At 62.1% G+C, this 14,175-nt stretch carries 17 protein-coding genes; 7 read left to right on the forward strand and 10 right to left on the reverse strand.

Going from position 1 to position 14,175, the window contains the following annotated elements:
• Nucleotide 1: 1 nt before the first annotated feature.
• The 8 genes from ABVQ20_RS11655 to cysS all read right to left on the reverse strand — a co-directional run bounded on the left by ABVQ20_RS11655 (nucleotide 2) and on the right by cysS (nucleotide 7,282).
• The gene (locus ABVQ20_RS11655) at nucleotides 2-688 is read right to left on the reverse strand and encodes a glutathione S-transferase family protein (protein WP_354459642.1); all 687 of its coding nucleotides are present in this window, start codon (nucleotides 686-688) and stop codon (nucleotides 2-4) included.
• Between the two features lie 9 nt (nucleotides 689-697).
• A complete protein-coding gene (gene rarD / locus ABVQ20_RS11660) occupies nucleotides 698-1,627 on the reverse strand; it encodes an EamA family transporter RarD (RefSeq protein ID WP_354459643.1) in 930 nt (309 codons plus the stop codon).
• 83 nt (nucleotides 1,628-1,710) lie between these two features.
• Complete coding sequence (gene cimA / locus ABVQ20_RS11665) at nucleotides 1,711-3,327, reverse strand: citramalate synthase (RefSeq protein WP_354459644.1); 1,617 nt, start codon at nucleotides 3,325-3,327, stop codon at nucleotides 1,711-1,713.
• A gap of 211 nt (nucleotides 3,328-3,538) precedes the next feature.
• Nucleotides 3,539-4,495: a prolyl aminopeptidase gene (pip, locus tag ABVQ20_RS11670; protein ID WP_354459645.1), complete on the reverse strand. Its 957-nt coding sequence runs from the start codon at nucleotides 4,493-4,495 to the stop codon at nucleotides 3,539-3,541.
• Nucleotides 4,492-4,968: a GFA family protein gene (locus ABVQ20_RS11675; protein WP_354459646.1), complete on the reverse strand. Its 477-nt coding sequence runs from the start codon at nucleotides 4,966-4,968 to the stop codon at nucleotides 4,492-4,494. Before ABVQ20_RS11675 ends, pip begins: the two co-directional genes overlap by 4 nt.
• Complete coding sequence (locus ABVQ20_RS11680; RefSeq protein WP_354459647.1) at nucleotides 4,965-5,456, reverse strand: GFA family protein; 492 nt, start codon at nucleotides 5,454-5,456, stop codon at nucleotides 4,965-4,967. The genes ABVQ20_RS11675 and ABVQ20_RS11680 overlap by 4 nt, the downstream gene beginning before the upstream one ends.
• Nucleotides 5,457-5,462: 6 nt before the next feature.
• Nucleotides 5,463-5,849, reverse strand: coding sequence for a VOC family protein (locus tag ABVQ20_RS11685; RefSeq protein WP_354459648.1), 387 nt, complete (start codon nucleotides 5,847-5,849; stop codon nucleotides 5,463-5,465).
• Complete coding sequence (gene cysS, locus ABVQ20_RS11690; protein ID WP_354459649.1) at nucleotides 5,846-7,282, reverse strand: cysteine--tRNA ligase; 1,437 nt, start codon at nucleotides 7,280-7,282, stop codon at nucleotides 5,846-5,848. The genes ABVQ20_RS11685 and cysS overlap by 4 nt, the downstream gene beginning before the upstream one ends.
• 392 nt (nucleotides 7,283-7,674) lie before the next feature.
• On the opposite strand from cysS, the gene ABVQ20_RS11695 reads away from it, so the two are divergent.
• The gene (locus ABVQ20_RS11695) at nucleotides 7,675-7,830 is read left to right on the forward strand and encodes a hypothetical protein (RefSeq protein ID WP_354459650.1); all 156 of its coding nucleotides are present in this window, start codon (nucleotides 7,675-7,677) and stop codon (nucleotides 7,828-7,830) included.
• Between the two features lie 109 nt (nucleotides 7,831-7,939).
• Here ABVQ20_RS11695 and ABVQ20_RS11700 read toward each other — a convergent pair whose 3' ends face one another.
• On the reverse strand, nucleotides 7,940-8,701 hold the full coding sequence (locus ABVQ20_RS11700; protein WP_354459651.1) for an SOS response-associated peptidase: 762 nt from the start codon (nucleotides 8,699-8,701) through the stop codon (nucleotides 7,940-7,942).
• Nucleotides 8,702-8,829: 128 nt separating this feature from the next.
• Between ABVQ20_RS11700 and ABVQ20_RS11705 the strand changes: the two genes are divergently transcribed.
• The 4 genes from ABVQ20_RS11705 (at nucleotide 8,830) to ABVQ20_RS11720 (ending at nucleotide 11,111) form a co-directional block, all read left to right on the forward strand.
• Nucleotides 8,830-9,285, forward strand: coding sequence for an NUDIX hydrolase (locus ABVQ20_RS11705; RefSeq protein WP_354459652.1), 456 nt, complete (start codon nucleotides 8,830-8,832; stop codon nucleotides 9,283-9,285).
• A complete protein-coding gene (locus tag ABVQ20_RS11710) occupies nucleotides 9,282-9,659 on the forward strand; it encodes a TIGR02301 family protein (RefSeq protein WP_227348289.1) in 378 nt (125 codons plus the stop codon). Before ABVQ20_RS11705 ends, ABVQ20_RS11710 begins: the two co-directional genes overlap by 4 nt.
• 338 nt (nucleotides 9,660-9,997) lie before the next feature.
• Nucleotides 9,998-10,255, forward strand: coding sequence for a hypothetical protein (locus ABVQ20_RS11715; protein WP_227349533.1), 258 nt, complete (start codon nucleotides 9,998-10,000; stop codon nucleotides 10,253-10,255).
• 67 nt (nucleotides 10,256-10,322) lie between these two features.
• Nucleotides 10,323-11,111, forward strand: a complete 789-nt coding sequence (locus ABVQ20_RS11720; protein ID WP_354459653.1) for a hypothetical protein — start codon at nucleotides 10,323-10,325, stop codon at nucleotides 11,109-11,111.
• Between the two features lie 91 nt (nucleotides 11,112-11,202).
• Here the strand turns inward: ABVQ20_RS11720 and ABVQ20_RS11725 are convergent, their stop codons facing one another.
• On the reverse strand, nucleotides 11,203-12,537 hold the full coding sequence (locus ABVQ20_RS11725) for a dihydroorotase (RefSeq protein WP_354459654.1): 1,335 nt from the start codon (nucleotides 12,535-12,537) through the stop codon (nucleotides 11,203-11,205).
• Nucleotides 12,538-12,619: 82 nt separating this feature from the next.
• On the opposite strand from ABVQ20_RS11725, the gene ygfZ reads away from it, so the two are divergent.
• Both ygfZ and ABVQ20_RS11735 read left to right on the forward strand, forming a co-directional pair.
• Nucleotides 12,620-13,480 (forward strand): CAF17-like 4Fe-4S cluster assembly/insertion protein YgfZ, encoded by an 861-nt coding sequence (ygfZ, locus tag ABVQ20_RS11730; RefSeq protein WP_354459655.1) that lies wholly within the window; start codon nucleotides 12,620-12,622, stop codon nucleotides 13,478-13,480.
• Nucleotides 13,480-14,118, forward strand: coding sequence for an HD domain-containing protein (locus tag ABVQ20_RS11735; protein WP_354459656.1), 639 nt, complete (start codon nucleotides 13,480-13,482; stop codon nucleotides 14,116-14,118). The genes ygfZ and ABVQ20_RS11735 overlap by 1 nt, the downstream gene beginning before the upstream one ends.
• Nucleotides 14,119-14,175 lie beyond the last annotated feature (57 nt).

Genomic DNA, 14,175 nt, shown 5'->3' on the forward strand with positions numbered 1-14,175 from the left:
TTTACGTCGGAGCACGAAGATCCTCGATGATGGTGCCGGCGGCGCGGACTTCGGCCTCATGGCCGGGCTCGCGCCACGTCTCGGCAAGCGCGGCGGCATACCATTCGCGCATCGCGGGCAGGTCAAGCAACCGCTCGGGATAGCCAGCCGCGGCGCCCTCGAAAGACAGCCCATAGGACTGAGCCCGAAACGCCACCGGGGCAAAGAAGGCATCAACGGCGGTGAAGGCATTGCCGGCCAGGAACGGACCGCCGAAGCGCGCAAGGCCATCGTTCCAGAGATCGGCGAGGCGGAAGAGATCCTGCTTCAGCGCGTCGGACATCGGCAATGGTTGCACGCGCACGCCGCAACTCATCGAGCAGTCATTTCGCAAGGCGGTGAAGCTCGAATGCATTTCGGCCGCGGCCGAGCGCGCCCAGGCACGGGCCTTGGCTTCAACCGGCCAGACGCCGTGATGATGCTCGGCCAGATATTCGGCGATGGCGAGCGAATCCCATACCGCCCAGCCGTCGTCGACCAGGCACGGCACCCGGCCGCTAGGCGAGAATGGACGGTAGAGTTCCCAGCTCGATCCTGTCGGAAATGGCGTCAGCCGCTCCTCGAACGGAATGTCGAGCACGCGCATCAGCACCCATGGCCGCAACGACCATGAAGAATAGTTCTTGTTGGCGATGTGCAGCACGTACATCTGGAAATCCTATCGTATCTCGGGCCTGGCCGGCCGGATCTCGCGGCCACGGAACATCGACCAGGAATAGATCGCCAGCGCGACCCAGATAAGCCCAAAGGCGACGGCATCGATGCCGCCGAATGGTTCGTCGAAAATCAGCACGGCGATCACGAACACCATGGTCGGCGCGATATACTGCATGATGCCGATGGTGGACAGGCGCAAGAGCTTGGCGCCGAACGCAAACAACAGGAGCGGCACCGAGGTGACCGGACCACAGCCGATCAGCAGAGCCGTATCGGTGGATGTGCTGGAGACAAAATGGTCCTGTCCGGTGGCAATCAGGAAGATAATATAGGTGAGTGCCGGAATGGACAGCAGCATTACCTCGAGCAGGAAACCCTGGCTGGGGCCGATCGGCAGCGTCTTGCGGAAGAAGCCGTAGGCGGCGAAGGAAAATGCCAGCGCCAGGGATACCCAGGGCAGCTTGCCTGCCTCGACCGTGAGCACCGCGACCGCTATCGCCGCCAGCACCACGGCCGCGATCTGCAGCCGGCCGAGCCGCTCACCAAGCACCAGCGCGCCAACGACGACACTGACCAGCGGGTTGATGTAATAGCCGAGCGCCGTCTCGACAGTGCGATCGACAGAGATCGCCCAGACATAGATGCCCCAGTTGATCGATATCAACGCCGCCGTCAGCGCCGCCATCGAAATGGTACGGGGTGAACGCAGCGCCGCCTTGAAATCCGCCGTGCGGCCGGCCCAGATCAGAACCGCCGCGGCGATCGGGACGGACCAGACGATGCGATGGGCTATAACCTCGGCAAGCGGGAGGTGAGCGACCGCTTTCATGTAGAAAGGCAAGAGACCCCAAAGCAAATAGGCGCCCAGTGCCAGCAGAAAGCCGCGCCGCGCCTTCGAATCTGCGTCCAGCATCATTGCATCAGTGGCCATGGGCCAACGCTATGGCCCAGCCACCTCGGCAAGACCATCGCAAAATTCTGATGGATCAATGGACTTCCGCTGATGGTTCAAGGCTACTCCGCCGCGACCAGCCCGGCCATGTCGCGGTTCTTCATCAGCTTGTAGACGATGGAGTCCATAAGCGCCTGGAAGGAGGCGTCGATGATGTTTTCGGAAACGCCCACCGTCCACCAGCGTGCACCAGTGCCGTCGTGCGATTCGATCAGCACGCGAGTAATGGCCTCCGTGCCGCCATTGAGGATACGCACCTTGAAGTCAGCGAGTTCGAGGTCGGCGATCTCGTTCTGGAATTTGCCGAGATCCTTGCGCAGCGCGATGTCGAGCGCATTGACCGGGCCGTGCCCCTCCGCCACCGACATCTTCTCCTCACCCTCGACCAGCACCTTGACCACCGCCTCCGACACGGTCTTCAGCTGGCCATTGGCGTCGAAGCGACGTTCGATCATGCAGCGGAACGAAGTAACGTGGAAGAACTCTGGCAGGCCGTGCAGCATCTTGCGCGCCAGGAGTTCGAAGCTGGCGTCCGCACCCTCATAGGCATAGCCTTCCGCCTCGCGTTCCTTGACCACGGCAATCAGCGCATCGAGCCGATGATCGTCCCTGGGCACATCGATGCCGCGCCGCTTCAGCTCGGCGAGGAAGTTGGCCTTGCCGCCCTGGTCAGAGACCATCACGCGTCGGCGGTTGCCGACGGCTTCGGGCGGCACGTGCTCATAGGTTGCCGGCTCCTTGGCCAGCGCCGAGGCGTGGATGCCGGCCTTGGTGGCGAAGGCGGAAGCGCCGACATAGGGCGCCTGCGCTTCCGGTGCGCGGTTCAGCAGCTCATCGAAGGCGCGGGAAAGACGGGATACGCCAGTCAGGGCCTCGGTTGAAATGCCGGTTTCGAAGCGATCGGAAAAGGCTGGCTTCAATGCCAGTGTCGGGATCAACGTGACCAGGTTGGCATTGCCGCAGCGCTCGCCGATGCCGTTCAGCGTGCCCTGGATCTGGCGCACGCCGGCCTCGACGGCAGCGAGTGAATTGGCGACCGCCTGGCCAGTGTCGTCATGAGCATGGATGCCGAGATTGTTGCCCGGTATGCCCGAAGCTATGACCGCCTCGACGATGGCGCGGACTTCCGATGGCTGCGTGCCGCCATTGGTGTCGCACAGCACCACCCAGCGGGCACCGGCATCATAGGCCGCCCTGGCGCAGGCCAGCGCATAGGCGGGATTGGCCTTGAAGCCGTCGAAGAAATGCTCGCAGTCGACCATCGCTTCCTTGCCGGCGGCAAGCGCCGCTTCGACCGATGCCTTGATCGCGTCGAGGTTCTCCTCGTTGGTACAGCCAAGTGCGACGCGAACATGATAGTCCCAGCTCTTGGCAACAAAACAGATGGCGTCCGACTGCGATTGGATGAGTGCCGCTAGGCCGGGATCGTTGGACGCAGACACCCCTGCCCGCTTGGTCATGCCGAAGGCAACAAATTTCGCGCGCGCGGTGCGGTTCTTGGCAAAGAATGCGGTGTCGGTCGGGTTGGCGCCGGGATAGCCGCCCTCGATATAATCGAGGCCGAATTCGTCGAGCAGCTTTGCGATGGCGATCTTGTCCTCGACGGAAAAGTCGATACCCGGCGTCTGCTGGCCATCGCGAAGTGTGGTGTCGAAGAGATAGAGGCGTTGCTTTGTCATAGCAGTAGCTCGATAGGCCGCGATCCTTCACGCCCCCCTCTGCCCTGCCGGACATCTCCCCCACTTGGGGGGAGATTGGCCGTCCCCAGTGCTTTCGCCGATCTCCGGCGTTGCAGGAGACGCCGCAAGGCCGAAACTGCCGATCCCCCCCCTGGTGGGGGAGATGTCCGGCAGGACAGAGGGGGGCGCCGTAGAGCACAAACCGGCATCGTCATTTCCCCGCAAACCGATCCGTCGCCCGGATCAGCCGGTCGAGGATGCCCGGTTCGGAATAGGCATGGCCGGCGCCCTCGATCAGATGGAAATCCGCCTTCGGCCAGGCCTTGTGCAGCGCCCAGGCGTAGCGTGCCGGACACGGCATATCGTAGCGGCCGTGGACGATGGTGCCGGGAATATCCTTGAGCTTGTGCGCATCGCGCAGCAACTGGCCTTCTTCCAGCCAGCCGGCATGGACGAAATAGTGGTTCTCGATGCGGGCGAAGGCGACGGCATAGTCGTCCTGGCCGAACGGACCACTGGTTTCGGGCTCCGGCAGCAGCGTGATCGTCTCGCCTTCCCACAGGCTCCAGGCCCGGGCCGCCTCGATCTGCGCCTTGCGGTCTGGCCCGACGAGACGTTTCCGATAGGCGGCCATCATGTCGCCGCGCTCGGCTTCCGGAATCGGCGCCAGGAACCGCTCCCACTTGTCCGGGAACATTTCCGACACGCCGAACTGATAGTACCATTCGAGTTCCGCCCGCGTCAGCGTGTAGATGCCGCGCACGACCAATTCGCTGACGCGCTCAGGGTGCGTCTCGGCATAGGCCAGCGCCAGCGTCGAGCCCCAGGAACCACCAAACACCAGCCATTTGTCGAAGCCGGCCATTTCGCGCAGACGCTCGATGTCCGCGACCAGATGCCAGGTGGTGTTGGCCTCGATCGAAGCATTGGGCGTCGATTTTCCGCAGCCACGCTGATCGAACAGGATGACATCGTAGAGTTTCGGGTCGAACAGCCGCCGATGCTTTGGCGAGATGGTGCCGCCTGGACCACCATGCAGGAACACCGCCGGCTTGGCACCTTTGGTGCCGGAGCGCTCCCAGTAGACCTGGTGGCCATCGCCGACATCGAGCATGCCGGAATCGAACGCTTCGATCTCCGGATAGAGGGTACGCAATTGACTGCTCATAGCTGCAAACCTTTGGTCGGCCAGTCCGCCGTTTCGTGGTCGGGATGCTGGAAGGAAATGATCGATTCCTGCCGGGAGTAGTAGTCAGGATCCTGATGCACGGGCGCGTCGAAGATCTTTTCCACCCATGGCAGCCGGACAGCATAATTGACCTGGATTTGCGGCGCGAGATCCGAGCGGTCGTCGAAGGCGCCGATGGCGATCTCCAACCCGCCGGGCTGCCGGTAAGTCAGCGGCGTGCCGCAGCGGGCGCAGAAGCCGCGATCAATGTTGACCGACGACTTGAAATAACTTGGCTCTTCATGGGTCCATTCGACGCCGTCCTTGGGCACCGTCACCAATGCGCCGAAGAACGAACCGAACTGTTTCTGGCACATGCGGCAGTGGCAGATCGACGGGCGCCCAAGCGCCCCATGGATGCGAAAACGCACGGCGCCGCACTGGCAGCCACCGGTTCGAACAGGTTCTGTCATGATCTTTCCTCTGGCGGCCATTGTTCGGTGTCGTGGTCGGGGTGCTGGTAGGAGACGAGACCAGCCAGGAAGGCGACGGCCTCGGCGTCGTCCATAGTGTCCTTGCCGGGCAAGTTCGGAATGGTGTCGACATAGGGCAGTTTTGCCTCGGTTCCCCACTGGATCAACGGCGCTATCCCCTGCGGATCGTCGAAGGCGCCGATGGCGAGTGCCATGCCATCGGGGGCGGTGTAGCTGAGCGGCGTGCCGCAATTGGCGCAAAAACCGCGTCTGCCGTGGTTGGACGACTGGAAGTATTTCGGCTCGCCGCGCGTCCAGTCGAACATCGTCCCGCGTACCGAGACAAGCGGCGCGTAGAAAGCGCCGAATGCCTTCTGGCACATACGGCAATGGCAGATGGAGGCATCGCCGAGCGCGCCTTCGACGCGAAAGCGCACCGCGCCGCATTGGCAGCCGCCCGTGTAGATCGGCCGGTTATCGAGGCTCATCGCTGGTTACTCCGGCGCATGGCAGACGGCCTCGACATTGTTGCCGTCGGGATCGAAGACAAAAGCGCCATAGTAGTTCGCATGATAGTGCGGGCGCAGGCCCGGCCCACCATTGTCCTTGCCGCCGGCAGCGAGGGCCGCCGTGTGGAAGGCGTCGACCTCGGCGCGGCTGCGGGCGGTGAAGGCAACGTGCTGGTGGTCCTTCGGCTTGTCCTTGCCGCCATGCAGCCAGAACACCGGCCGGTCGCGGCCATAACCGCCAACCTTGGCGCCGCCGGTGTATTCCTGCGGCACCATGTAGAGGAGCGAGGCTCCAAGCGGCGCCATCGCCCTGTCGTAGAACGCCTTCGACGCGTCGAAATCGGAAACGGTAATGCCGAGATGGTCGATCATCTTTTTACCTCCCAGGTGGTGATGCGTTCGCCGGTGGCGGGATCCTTGCCATCCTTCAGTTGTACACCTTGTGCCAGCAGTTCATCGCGGATGCGATCAGCCCCGGCCCAGTCCTTCGCGGCGATAAGGGCAAGGCGCTGGGCGATCGCCATGGCGACAGCATCTTCATCGACGGCCGCCGATGCAACATCGAAACCGAGGAACAGAAGGGCCGCCTTCAGCGAAGCGGCGGCATCGTTGCCATCGGCAGCCTCGCCGGCCAGTTGCGTCAGCAACTGGAACGCAGCGTAGGTGGCGAGGTCGTCCGACAGGGCTTCCACCACCTCCACGGGCAGCAGTGTTGCCGCTGCCGGCGCCAGATCCGCCGCCCGCTTCCATTTGCGCAACGTATTCTCCGCCTCTTCCAGTTTGCGCACCGAAAAGTCGATCGGCTCGCGGTAATGCGTCATCAGCATCGCCAGCCGCAGAACGTCGCCCGGCCATTTGCGGCCACCGAAAGTCTCCGTCTCCAGCAACTCGTTGATCGAGTAGAAATTGCCCAGGCTCTTGGACATTTTCTGCCCCTCGACCTGCAGGAAACCGTTGTGCATCCAGATGTTGGCCATCACGTCGGTGCCATGGGCGCAGCGCGACTGGGCGATCTCGTTCTCATGGTGCGGAAAGATCAGGTCAAGACCGCCGCCATGGATGTCGAAGACCTCGCCGAGATAGGCGGCCGACATCGCCGAGCATTCGATGTGCCAGCCTGGCCGGCCCCTGCCCCAGGGCGAATTCCAGCCCGGTTCCTCCGGCGACGACAGCTTCCACAGCACGAAATCGCCAGGCGCCTTCTTGTGTGCGTCGACAGCAACGCGAGCGCCTGCCTGCTGCTCATCCAGATTGCGCTTCGACAGCTGGCCGTAGTCCGGCATCGACGCGGTGTCGAACAGGACTTCGCCCGCCGCAACATAGGCATGGCCGCGTTCGATCAGGCTTTGAATCAAGGTGATCATGTCGGCCTTGCCATCGGCGCGAGGCTCGACGAACTCTGTGGCGCGTGGCTCGACCGTCGGCTCAAGGCAACCGAGCGTCGCTACATCCTTGTGGAACTGATCCGCGGTCTTTTCGGTGACCCGCCGGATCGCCTCGTTCAGCGACAGTTTTCCTGACGCAATCTCGCTGCCGAAATCGCGCAGCGCGCGCGCGTTAATCTTGTCGTCTACATCTGTGATGTTGCGCACATACGTGACATGCGTCTCGCCGTACACATGGCGCAGCAAACGGAACAGCACATCGAAGACGATCACCGGCCTTGCATTGCCGATATGGGCAAAGTCGTAGACCGTCGGGCCGCAGACATACATGCGCACGTTATCAGCATCGATCGGAGCGAAATCCTGCTTCGACCGCGTCAGTGTGTTGTAGAGGCGCAAGCCATTCGATGCGTCGGACATTCATGCCTTCCGGTTACTCAGTTTTGGTGGTGCCGGGTCAGTTTGCGCGGAAACGCAAAGCGTACTCCAGCCTGCTGGCCGGTGCGTTTGTCCAATCTGGAAGGAGATGAGGCGAAAACGTCCGGACCAGCGCGAGGCTAGCCAATAATGCAAATGCCACAAATGGCGAAAGACGTTTTCATGGGCGGCTTTATCGCCTTGGCCGGTGTTGCCGTCAAGTCGCTACTTTCGGCAAAAATGTCGTTGGCTCACGAGTTAACTTGCGCTGAAACATTTTATTAAACATGTCGGCACAGTCATGAAACATTCGCCGAATAGACGACAAGGCGTCACGATTTGGTCGGAATCGGCCACCAGATGTAGACACGAAAATGTTACCAGGGAAGAGAACGATGCCTCGAACCAAGCAAGACCCCAACCGCGCCAAGCAACCGGCGCTCACCAACCATTATAGGGCAATCGGCCCGGCCGCGATCGTCGCCGCTCTTCTGCACACCGCGAAGAAGAAAAAGCCAGCGCAGAAGATCGTATCTCCGCGCACTGCCTGATGATGTTGCGGGGCCGGCGCCTTAAGCCGGCATCAAGGGCGCCGATATGCGCCATGTTGTCCAAGCATGATCTTTCGGGAAGACGTACCCCACGCCCTCGAATCACGCTTCAAAATAGAGTCATCTGACTGTCGTCCGCGCCGGGTTTCTGGCGCTTGGCCTTCTCGACCATCGGCCCGACGACACCCCTTTCCTGGATCTCCGGACCGGTGTTGGCGACCTTGTTGACAAGGTCGGAAACCGGAATCGCCTCGAAAAAATCGGGTTGCGCCGGTTGCAGCAGGTCGGCCACGTCGCGTGGCTCCAGCGTCCGGCAGTCCAGCCAGCGCTCGAAATCCTGTGGATGGATCACGACCGGCATGCGGTCGTGGATATGGGCGATGCCGGCATTGGCGCTGACAGTCAGGATAGCGCCCGTGTCCATTTCCGAGCCGCCGGGTTCAGCATAGGTTTCGATCAGCCCGGCGAAGGCGACGAGCCCGCCGTCCTTGGGCCGGATCCAATAGGGCTGCCCCTTCTTGCCACCAGCCTGTTGCCATTCATAGAATCCGGAAGCCGGCACCAGCGCGCGGCGATGACGCATGGCGGCGCGGAACGAGGCCTTTTCCACTGCACCTTCCGAACGCGCGTTGATCAGCAGCGGAAATTCCCTGGTATCCTTGACCCAGGTTGGGATCAGCCCCCAGCGCACCAGCATCGACTGGCGATTCGGCAGGTTCGAACCCGGGGCTTGCGGGGCGCCGGCGAGCGCCATCAGGATTGGCTGGGTCGGCGCGATGTTGTAGCGCGCCGGAAATTCGTCGAGTCCCGTCATACCCAGAAAGTCTGCCGTCTGGTCCGGCGTGGCGGTCAAGGCAAAACGTCCGCACATGAAGCTGGTACCCGCAACTTGTTGAGGTGCGAACGTGGCGATGGAACCGGCGTTGCGCAACCGCTAAAGCTGCTTTCCAGCACGCGGTCCACAAGGGGCCGCATTCAATCGAGGCGATTGGGGATAACATGGACGGGGCGCGAAAGACACTTCCGGCAGTCTCGGTCGCCGTCGTGCGCGACGACACCGTGTTGCTGGTCAAGCGGGCGCGGCAGCCATCACAGGGGCTCTATGCCTTTCCCGGCGGCAAGGTCGAGGCGGGTGAGACGTTGGAGCAGGCTGCAAGGCGCGAACTGCTGGAGGAAACCCGGCTGCAAGCTGAAAATTACCGCCCGCTTCGGGAAATCCATATCGACGGCAGGAGCGATGATCATCCGGTCGACTACCGGCTGACGGTGTTCGGCGCCACCTATGCCGGCGGCGAGGCCGTGGCCAGCGACGATGCGGAGACGGCGGCTTTCTACACGCTGGCGGAAATGTCGGGGCTGCCGCTCACTGGCTCGGTCTTTGACGTCGCCGACGAACTGCTCGGCCCCGAAAATCGCCTTGCAGGCGACAAATTGTTTGGTCACAAAGGCTTATGATCCGCGCGCCGCTGCTCTTCGCTGCATGTCTTGCCGTCAGCCTCGCTGTCACGGCAAGGCCGGCCTTGACTGCCGAGGCACCGTTCGAGCCCGGCCTGATGCGCCTGGCGGAGGTTCTTGGCTCGCTGCATTTCCTGCGCAATCTGTGCGGCGAAAAAGGCGACCAATGGCGAGGCGAGATGGAAAAGCTGCTCGATTCGGAGAATCCGGACCCGGAGCGGCGCGCCCGCTTCATCGCCAGCTTCAACCGCGGCTACCGCTCCTTCGGCGGCACCTATACACAATGCACGGCCTCGGCCACGGAAGCCATCAGCCGCTACATGAAGGAAGGCGAAACCCTGTCGCGCGATATCGCTTCGCGCTACGGCAACTGACAGCCGGCTGCCCAATTCCTTTTGGATACAGGCACTCCCTCCTTGTGTCTCGCTACGTGGCGTGCATTCTAGTGTTGCACTTCTGCAACTACGTTAACGAAACGTTACCCTGCGGATGTGAAATTAACTCAAACTGAAGGTTTCCGTCCCGTTGGCCGATCTAATCGGCTAAGTTTGCCTTGGATCGAACGTCATTTTGCGGAGCGCTTTGAGTTTTCTAGAAGGCGATCAAAGAAATGACGTATTTACAAAGGCTTAGATAGGCCGTCCCGTTAGAGAGACAACTCAAGTCAGATTCGCGACTGGCGGATCGCCGCTTGAAAGGGTGGACATCGCAGATGGAACATGGCGTCAACGACATCGACGCGCTGGTCAGGGAAGAGAAACGCCTGACCGCCGTGGAAAGCCACAGCGAAGCCTGGGCGGAAGGACTTTCGGCTGGAATCGAGCCAGAGATCATCGCCGAAGCGGCGCTCGAAACCGCATTCGGTGAAATGTTGCGCGCCAATGGCGAGACGTCGGCCCTTGCCCTCCTTGATCGCATGCGTGAAAAGGTGATCGCCGGGGCCTTCGAACCTGAACGGTGGCGGCACTGAACCCACGGGTTCTTTGACGACGAAGCACCGTTTGGGCATCATGCCCGGAGCCATGGAGACGCGGGCAGTGAATTTTTCGATGTCAGGCAAGCCAAGCGGCTTGGTCCTCAGCATCTGGCTCGCCGCTTTTTGCGTTGCCACTCCCGCGATGTTGTTTCTTGCAAGCAAGCCCGCCTTTGCGCTGAGCGAGATCAAACGCGAGGAACTTCCCTCGCCGATCATTCCATCCGCCGACGATGACATGTCGCCGCCCGGCAGTGCCGTGCCGATGCCGGACCCTGTCGGCACACCTCCATCGGCCAGCCAACCCAAATCGCCTGATGAGGCCGAGCCGGCAGGGCCGAAGAAAGATGGCGAGGCCTCGCCGCGCATCGATCCCAACGCGCCGCTGCCCGAGGTTATCTACGATCTCAACAAGCTTCCCGAGCCCGTCAGGCGCATGCATGGCCTCATCGTCGAGGCCTGCAAAAGCGGCGACATCGAAAAACTTCGGCCGCTGATCGGCACGGGCGATTCCATCACGCAACTGTCGCTGACCGACATTGACGGCGACCCGGTCAATTTCCTGAAAGGTCTTTCAGGTGACGCGGACGGCCAGGAGATCCTGGCCATACTGGAAGAGGTTCTCGACGCCGGCTTTGTCCATCTCGATGCCGGCACGCCGCAGGAGCTTTATGTCTGGCCATACTTCTTTGCGTTGCCGCTCGACAAGCTCGACCCCAAGCAGCGTGTCGAACTGTTCAAGATCGTCACCTCCGGCGACTATGACGACATGAAGCAGTTCGGCGCCTATATCTTCTACCGTGTCGGCATTACGCCGGCGGGGCAGTGGACGTTCTTCGTCGCGGGAGATTGAGGCCTCGGCTCTCAAACAAGACCCGCGTACCAACGGCTGAGAGAAAATCTATCGTGCCACCGAGGCCCGAGAGGCCTTGAGCCGGTCGCGGTCACGCGACAGGCAATGCCTCGGAAAACTCCACCGCCTTGCCCTGTCCCGCGGTGACGATTTCGCCCTCCCACATCACACGCCGGCCGCGCACCATGGTGCCGACCGGCCAGCCGGTCACTTGCTTGCCGTCGTAAGGTGTCCATCCTGCCTTCGAGCCGGCCTGGGCGTTGGTGATGGTTTCGCGGCGCTTGAGGTCGACGATGGTGAAATCGGCATCATAGCCGGCGGCGACGCGGCCTTTCCTGGCCATGCCGAAGATGCGCTGCGGGCCATGGCTGGAAAGATCGACGAAACGCTCCAGCGTCAGCCGCCCTGCATTCACATGATCGAGCATGATAGGCACCAGCGTCTGCACGCCGGTCATGCCCGACGGTGAGGCCGGATAGGGTTTTGCCTTCTCGGCCAGGGTGTGGGGAGCATGGTCGGAGCCCAGCACATCGACGATGCCTTGCGAAATGCCATGCCAGACGCCGTCGCGATGACTGATGGCGCGCACCGGCGGGTTCATCTGGATCAATGTGCCCAGACGCGCATAGTCGTCGGCGCTCAGTGTCAGGTGATGCGGCGTCGCCTCGCAGGTCGCGACATCCTTGTGCTGCTCAAGGAAGAGTATTTCCTCGGCAGTCGAGATGTGGAGCACATGAATACGGGCACGGGTCGCGCGCGCGATGCGGACCAGCCGCTCGGTGCAGCGGAGTGCTGCGATCTCGTCGCGCCATACGGGGTGCGATGACGCATCGCCTTCGACCCGCTCGCCAAGCCGCTCGCGCAGCCGGAACTCGTCCTCCGAATGGAAAGCGGCGCGGCGGCGCGTGTTTCTGAGGATCGAAGCAACGCCCTCATCGTCCTCGACCAGCAGGTCGCCGGTCGACGAGCCCATGAACACCTTGATGCCTGCCGCACCTGGCAGGCGTTCCAACTCGCCGACGTCCCTCGCATTCTCACGCGTGCCGCCAACCCAGAAAGCGAAGTCGCAGTGCATGCGGCCAGTGGCGCGCCGCACCTTATCGGCGAGCGCTGCTTCGCTGGTGGTGAGCGGATTGGTGTTCGGCATCTCGAAGACAGCCGTGACGCCGCCGAGCACGGCCGCGCGCGAACCTGTTTCCAGATCTTCCTTGTGCTCCAGCCCCGGCTCGCGGAAATGCACCTGGCTGTCGACGACGCCAGGCAGGACGTGCAGCCCTCGACAGTCGATCGTCTCGCCGGCAGATGCCTGGCTGAGATCACCGATAGCGGCAATGCGCCCTTTGATGACGCCGATGTCGCGCGTGCCCTGGCCGTCATGGTTGACCACCGTGCCACCTGTCAGGATGAGGTCGTAGGTCATGGCCATGCTGATCCAGTCTCTTGCGGGGGGAGTGTCAGCGGCTTACGTAAAGGCCAGCACTTTTGCAAGATCAGGTTCATTTCCACCCATGCCCTTTGCCATGCTGACAGACCGAGCCCTCATTTCCGTATCAGGTCCGGATGCCGAGCATTTCCTGCAGAACATCCTGACCACCGACCTCGACGCGCTTCATATCGGTGAGGCAAAGCCGGGTGCCCTGCTCACGCCGCAAGGCAAGGTCCTGTTTGATTTCCTGATCTCGCGTGCCGTTGAAAATGCCTTTCGGCTGGAATGCCGTGCTGACATCGCTGATGATTTCGTGCGCCGGCTCATGCTCTACAAACTGCGTGCCAAGGTCGATATTGCCAAGACAGATCAGGCTGTTGTCGCCGTTGCGTGGGGAGATGATTCAAGGTCTTCACACGCTGATTCAAATTCGGTTTCTGACAAGCGCTTCAGAGACGCAACCGTCACACGCACCTACGGTGAGCCCGCCAATGTCGGCGATCCGGCTCTCTGGCACGCCTTTCGCATTGCCAATGGCATTGCCGAAAGCGGCGCCGACTATCAGCTCGGCGATGCCTTCCCACATGATGTCCTGCTCGATGAGATCGGTGGGGTCGGCTTCAAGAAAGGCTGCTATGTCGGTCAGGAGGTTGTCTCGCGCATGCAGCATCGCGGCACCGCCCGGCGACGCGTGCTGATCGTCGCTGCCGAACATCCCCTGCCCGCCCCGGGCACGGAGCTGACCGCGGACGGGCGGCCGCTCGGCATTCTTGGCTCGACGACGGGAACGACGGGCCTTGCCATTGCCCGTATCGACCGGGTCAAGGCCGCACTCGACGCCGGCCAGGAAATCCTGGCGGGCGATATTCCCGTTTCGCTGGCCATTCCCGCTTGGGCGAAATTTGGCTTCCCGCAGGAAACCGTCGGCGCGGAGGGGGCCTGATGGCGGCCGATCGCGCCGGTGCGCCAGCGCGCGCCTGGCAACGTATGCTGTCCGGCAGGCGGCTTGACCTGCTCGATCCGTCACCGCTCGATGTGGAGATTTCCGACATCGCCCACGGGCTCGCCCGCGTTGCCCGCTGGAACGGCCAGACCAGTGGCGAACATGCCTTTTCGGTGGCCCAGCATTCGCTGCTGGTTGAGTCCCTCTTTTCTCACATCCAACCGGAGGCATCGGCCGATGCGCGACTGGCGGCCCTCCTCCACGACGCGCCGGAATATGTCATCGGCGACATGATCTCGCCGTTCAAATCGGTGATGGGCGGCAGCTACAAGGATTGCGAGTTCCGATTGCAGCACGCCATCCATCTGCGCTTCTCGCTGTCGCCAGAGCTCGGCCCAGGTCTACGAAAAAAGATCAAGCGCGCCGACCAGATCGCCGCCTATTTCGAGGCAACGCTGCTCGCCGGCTTCTCGACCGCCGAGGCAACTGAGTTCTTTGGCCGGCCGCGTGGCTTCAATGCCGATCGCTTCGACTTCACGCCTCGCTCGGTCACCTGGGCGCAAAATGCGTTCCTGAAGCGCTTTGCAGCGATCGAAAGCCAGCGTCGGGTGGTTGTTCCAGCGCATCCAAGCGACTGAAAACGGTAAATTAACCGGCGGGGATGACAGTACCGCGTTGGATCACGGTCTGCAGGC

This window comes from Mesorhizobium shangrilense (genome assembly GCF_040537815.1).
GTDB lineage: Bacteria > Pseudomonadota > Alphaproteobacteria > Rhizobiales > Rhizobiaceae > Mesorhizobium > Mesorhizobium shangrilense.

Excerpts from the sequence above, each read along its gene's own strand:
- ABVQ20_RS11705 (WP_354459652.1), top strand. The coding sequence starts at position 8,830 with ATGGACGGGGCGCGAAAGACACTTCCGGCAGTCTCGGTCGCCGTCGTG.
- ABVQ20_RS11675 (WP_354459646.1), bottom strand. The coding sequence starts at position 4,968 with ATGACAGAACCTGTTCGAACCGGTGGCTGCCAGTGCGGCGCCGTGCGT.
- cimA (WP_354459644.1), bottom strand. The coding sequence starts at position 3,327 with ATGACAAAGCAACGCCTCTATCTCTTCGACACCACACTTCGCGATGGC.
- ygfZ (WP_354459655.1), top strand. The coding sequence starts at position 12,620 with ATGCCCTTTGCCATGCTGACAGACCGAGCCCTCATTTCCGTATCAGGT.
- cysS (WP_354459649.1), bottom strand. The coding sequence starts at position 7,282 with ATGTCCGACGCATCGAATGGCTTGCGCCTCTACAACACACTGACGCGG.
- ABVQ20_RS11700 (WP_354459651.1), bottom strand. The coding sequence starts at position 8,701 with ATGTGCGGACGTTTTGCCTTGACCGCCACGCCGGACCAGACGGCAGAC.
- rarD (WP_354459643.1), bottom strand. The coding sequence starts at position 1,627 with ATGGCCACTGATGCAATGATGCTGGACGCAGATTCGAAGGCGCGGCGC.
- ABVQ20_RS11680 (WP_354459647.1), bottom strand. The coding sequence starts at position 5,456 with ATGAGCCTCGATAACCGGCCGATCTACACGGGCGGCTGCCAATGCGGC.
- ABVQ20_RS11715 (WP_227349533.1), top strand. The coding sequence starts at position 9,998 with ATGGAACATGGCGTCAACGACATCGACGCGCTGGTCAGGGAAGAGAAA.
- ABVQ20_RS11685 (WP_354459648.1), bottom strand. The coding sequence starts at position 5,849 with ATGATCGACCATCTCGGCATTACCGTTTCCGATTTCGACGCGTCGAAG.
- ABVQ20_RS11710 (WP_227348289.1), top strand. The coding sequence starts at position 9,282 with ATGATCCGCGCGCCGCTGCTCTTCGCTGCATGTCTTGCCGTCAGCCTC.
- ABVQ20_RS11695 (WP_354459650.1), top strand. The coding sequence starts at position 7,675 with ATGCCTCGAACCAAGCAAGACCCCAACCGCGCCAAGCAACCGGCGCTC.
- ABVQ20_RS11735 (WP_354459656.1), top strand. The coding sequence starts at position 13,480 with ATGGCGGCCGATCGCGCCGGTGCGCCAGCGCGCGCCTGGCAACGTATG.
- ABVQ20_RS11655 (WP_354459642.1), bottom strand. The coding sequence starts at position 688 with ATGTACGTGCTGCACATCGCCAACAAGAACTATTCTTCATGGTCGTTG.
- pip (WP_354459645.1), bottom strand. The coding sequence starts at position 4,495 with ATGAGCAGTCAATTGCGTACCCTCTATCCGGAGATCGAAGCGTTCGAT.
- ABVQ20_RS11725 (WP_354459654.1), bottom strand. The coding sequence starts at position 12,537 with ATGGCCATGACCTACGACCTCATCCTGACAGGTGGCACGGTGGTCAAC.